The 3,902-nt window shown below is 61.3% G+C and carries 3 protein-coding genes; 2 read left to right on the forward strand and 1 reads right to left on the reverse strand.

Features of this window, described 5'->3' with window-relative positions:
• Positions 1-80: 80 nt before the first annotated feature.
• Positions 81-1,277 (reverse strand): amino acid aminotransferase, encoded by a 1,197-nt coding sequence (locus B2V21_RS06330; protein WP_282347864.1) that lies wholly within the window; start codon positions 1,275-1,277, stop codon positions 81-83.
• Between the two features lie 286 nt (positions 1,278-1,563).
• Here B2V21_RS06330 and uvrB point away from each other — a divergent pair, with 286 nt between their 5' ends.
• Complete coding sequence (gene uvrB / locus B2V21_RS06335; protein WP_049861466.1) at positions 1,564-3,579, forward strand: excinuclease ABC subunit UvrB; 2,016 nt, start codon at positions 1,564-1,566, stop codon at positions 3,577-3,579.
• Between the two features lie 202 nt (positions 3,580-3,781).
• Positions 3,782-3,902, forward strand: a 121-nt coding sequence (locus B2V21_RS06340; RefSeq protein ID WP_286916353.1) for a glutamate--tRNA ligase family protein, incomplete at its 3' end; no start/stop codon positions are given.

A 3,902-nucleotide genomic window follows, 5' to 3' on the forward strand; every position in this document is an offset into this window, starting at 1 on the left:
TACCGACTGAGCTATCGCGGAATCTGCTGCGTATGTTACTGATTGCTAAGGGGAAGTCAAGCCTCCCCCAGGCAAAAAGGCTACAGCACCTGAACGATGGCCTTGATCACGCCATCGATGTTGCGCTGGTTCAGCGCGGCCACGCAGATACGTCCGGTGTCCAGTGCGTAGATGCCGAACTCGTTGCGCAGGCGAGCGACCTGCTCGGCGCTCAGCCCCGAATAGGAAAACATGCCGGCCTGACGGGCAACGAAACCGAAATCGCGGTTCGCACCCTGGGCCGCCAGCCCCTCGACCATTTGCAGACGCATGCTGCGAATGCGCTGGCGCATCTCGCCCAGCTCGTCTTCCCACATGGCGCGCAGCTCCGGGCTGTTCAACACGTTGGCGACGATCATTGCGCCATGGGTCGGCGGGTTGGAGTAGTTGGTGCGGATGACGCGTTTGATCTGCGACAGCACGCGAGAGGTCTCGTCGCTCGACTGGGTGACGATCGACAATGCGCCGACACGCTCGCCATACAACGAGAACGATTTGGAGAACGAGCTGGACACGAAGAAGCTCAAACCCGACTCGGCGAACAGGCGCACGGCCGCGGCGTCTTCGTGGATGCCTTCGCCAAAACCCTGGTAGGCCATGTCGAGGAACGGCACGTGGCCCTTGCGCTTGACCACGTCCAGCACGTTGACCCAGTCGGATGCGCTGAGGTCGACGCCGGTCGGGTTATGGCAGCAGGCATGCAGCACGACGATGGAACCGGCGGGCAGGGCGTCGAGGTCTTCGAGCATGCCTGAACGGTTCACGTCGTTGCTGGTCGCATCATAGTAGCGATAGTTCTGCACGCTGAAACCGGCGGTCTCGAATAGGGCACGATGGTTTTCCCAGCTGGGGTCACTGATCGCGACCACGGCGTCAGGCGACAATTGCTTGAGGAAGTCGGCACCGATCTTCAGGGCGCCGGTACCGCCGACGGCCTGCGTGGTCACCACGCGACCTGCCGCCAGCAGCGGGGACTGGGCGCCGAAGATCAGGGTCTGTACAGCCTTGTCGTAGGCGGCGATACCGTCGATGGGCAGATAGCCACGTGCAGCGTGCTGTGCAACGCGCTGGGTTTCGGCTTCGATGACCGCGCGCAGCAGGGGAATTCGCCCCTCTTCGTTGCAGTACACGCCAACGCCCAGATTCACCTTGTCGGTGCGGGTGTCGGCGTTGAATGCTTCGTTGAGGCCCAGGATAGGATCGCGGGGTGCCAATTCGACAGCGGAAAACAGGCTCATTTTTACCGTAGCTCTGATCGGGAGTGAAGAGGATGCACGCTTCATCCATGCGGCACGAAGCGGTGCACGAGTGGGGAGTCAGTATAAAGACGCTTGGCCCATGGGGCGACAGGTTGCACCTGGTTTTACCGATTTTTGCCGATTATTTTTCGACCATTGGTCCCGTGCTTGCCGAAGGTCTTGGGCCATGCCCTTGAAACTTGCCGCAACAGGTGCCAATTAGGGTTAAGTACTGTCTATAAATACAGTCGGAAAAGTCCGACTGTAGCGACTCATGAGGTGTGGCATGTCCGAGTTTCAACTGGTTACCCGTTTCGAGCCGGCCGGCGACCAGCCGGAAGCCATTCGCCTGATGGTGGAGGGTATCGAAGCGGGCCTGGCGCACCAGACCTTGCTGGGGGTAACCGGGTCGGGCAAGACGTTCAGCATCGCCAACGTGATTGCGCAGGTTCAGCGCCCGACGCTGGTGCTGGCGCCGAACAAGACCTTGGCCGCTCAGCTGTACGGTGAGTTCAAGGCGTTCTTCCCCAATAACGCGGTCGAATACTTCGTCTCCTACTACGACTACTACCAGCCCGAGGCCTACGTGCCATCGTCGGACACCTTCATCGAGAAGGACTCCTCGATCAACGACCACATCGAACAGATGCGCCTGTCCGCGACCAAGGCTTTACTCGAACGCAAGGACGCCATCATCGTCACCACTGTGTCATGCATCTACGGTCTGGGCAGTCCCGAAACCTATCTGAAAATGGTGCTGCACGTCGACCGCGGCGACAAGCTCGACCAGCGCGCGCTGCTGCGCCGGCTGGCCGACCTGCAATACACCCGCAACGAGATCGACTTCGCCCGCGCCACCTTCCGCGTGCGTGGCGACGTGATCGACGTGTTCCCCGCCGAATCCGATCTGGAAGCCATCCGTATCGAGCTGTTCGACGATGAAGTCGAGAACATCGCCGCGTTCGATCCGCTGACCGGCGAGGTCACGCGCAAGTTGCCACGGTTCACCTTCTACCCCAAGAGCCACTACGTCACCCCACGGGAAACCCTGCTGGGCGCCGTGGAAGGCATCAAGGAAGAACTCAAGGACCGCCTGGACTACTTCCGCGACAAGAACAAACTCGTCGAAGCCCAGCGTCTGGAACAACGCACGCGCTTCGATCTGGAAATGATCCTGGAGTTGGGCTACTGCAACGGTATCGAAAACTATTCCCGCTACCTGTCTGGACGTCCTGCTGGCGCAGCGCCACCCACCCTCTATGACTACCTGCCCCCTGACGCCTTGCTAGTGATCGACGAGTCCCACGTCAGCGTTCCGCAGGTGGGGGCCATGTACAAGGGCGACCGCTCACGCAAGGAAACCCTGGTCGAATACGGTTTCCGCCTGCCCTCGGCGCTAGACAACCGACCCATGCGTTTCGACGAATGGGAAGGGGTGAGCCCCCAGACCATTTTCGTCTCGGCCACCCCCGGCAACTACGAGGCCGAGCATGCCGGGCGAATCATCGAGCAGGTGGTACGGCCGACCGGTCTGGTCGATCCCCAGGTCGAGGTGCGGCCCGCATTGACCCAGGTCGACGATTTGCTGTCGGAGATTCGCAAGCGGGTGGCCAATGACGACCGCATTCTGGTCACCGTACTCACCAAGCGCATGGCCGAGGACCTTACCGATTACCTCGCAGACCACGACGTGCGCGTGCGCTACCTGCACTCTGACATCGATACCGTGGAGCGCGTGGAGATCATCCGCGATCTGCGTCTGGGCGCATTTGATGTGATCGTGGGGATCAACCTGCTCCGCGAAGGCCTGGACATGCCCGAGGTTTCGCTGGTGGCGATCCTGGATGCCGACAAGGAAGGGTTCCTGCGTTCGGATCGCTCGCTGATCCAGACCATTGGCCGTGCCGCGCGAAACCTCAATGGGCGGGCCATCCTCTATGCCGATCGCATGACCGGCTCGATGGAACGCGCCATCGGCGAGACCGAGCGTCGTCGCGAGAAGCAGATCGCCTTCAACGAAGCCAATGGCATCGTGCCCAAAGGCGTGGTCAAGGACGTCGCCGATATCATGGAAGGTGCCACCGTGCCTGGCTCGCGCAGCAAGAAGCGCAAGGGCATGGCCAAGGCCGCCGAGGAAAATGCGCGCTACGAAAACGAGCTGCGCTCGCCGAGCGAAATCACCAAGCGCATCAAGCAACTGGAAGAAAAGATGTACCAATTGGCCCGCGACCTGGAATTCGAAGCCGCCGCGCAGATGCGCGACGAAATCGGCAAACTGCGCGAGCGCTTGCTCAAGGTCTGACGCCGAACCGCGAACACCACACCAGAGCCCACCCGCAACCACCCGCCCTGTGGGAGCGGGGCGGGCGGCGAGCCCTCTGCCCGCGAAGGCCACACCACCGTCCCCAAACCGAACGCCCATACCCCCTGCCACACGATTCTGGAGCCTGCCCCCCAAGCCCTGCTAACATCGGCGTTTCGATTCAACCTGCTCGAGACCCTCAATGACCGTTCGTACGCGTATCGCCCCATCGCCCACCGGCGACCCCCATGTCGGCACGGCCTACATCGCCCTGTTCAACTATTGCTTTGCCAAACAGCATGGCGGCGAGTTCATCCTGCGCA

The sequence above is a fragment of the Pseudomonas sp. UBA6276 genome (genome assembly GCF_002438365.1).
Classification (GTDB): Bacteria; Pseudomonadota; Gammaproteobacteria; order Pseudomonadales; family Pseudomonadaceae; genus Aquipseudomonas; species Aquipseudomonas coleopterorum.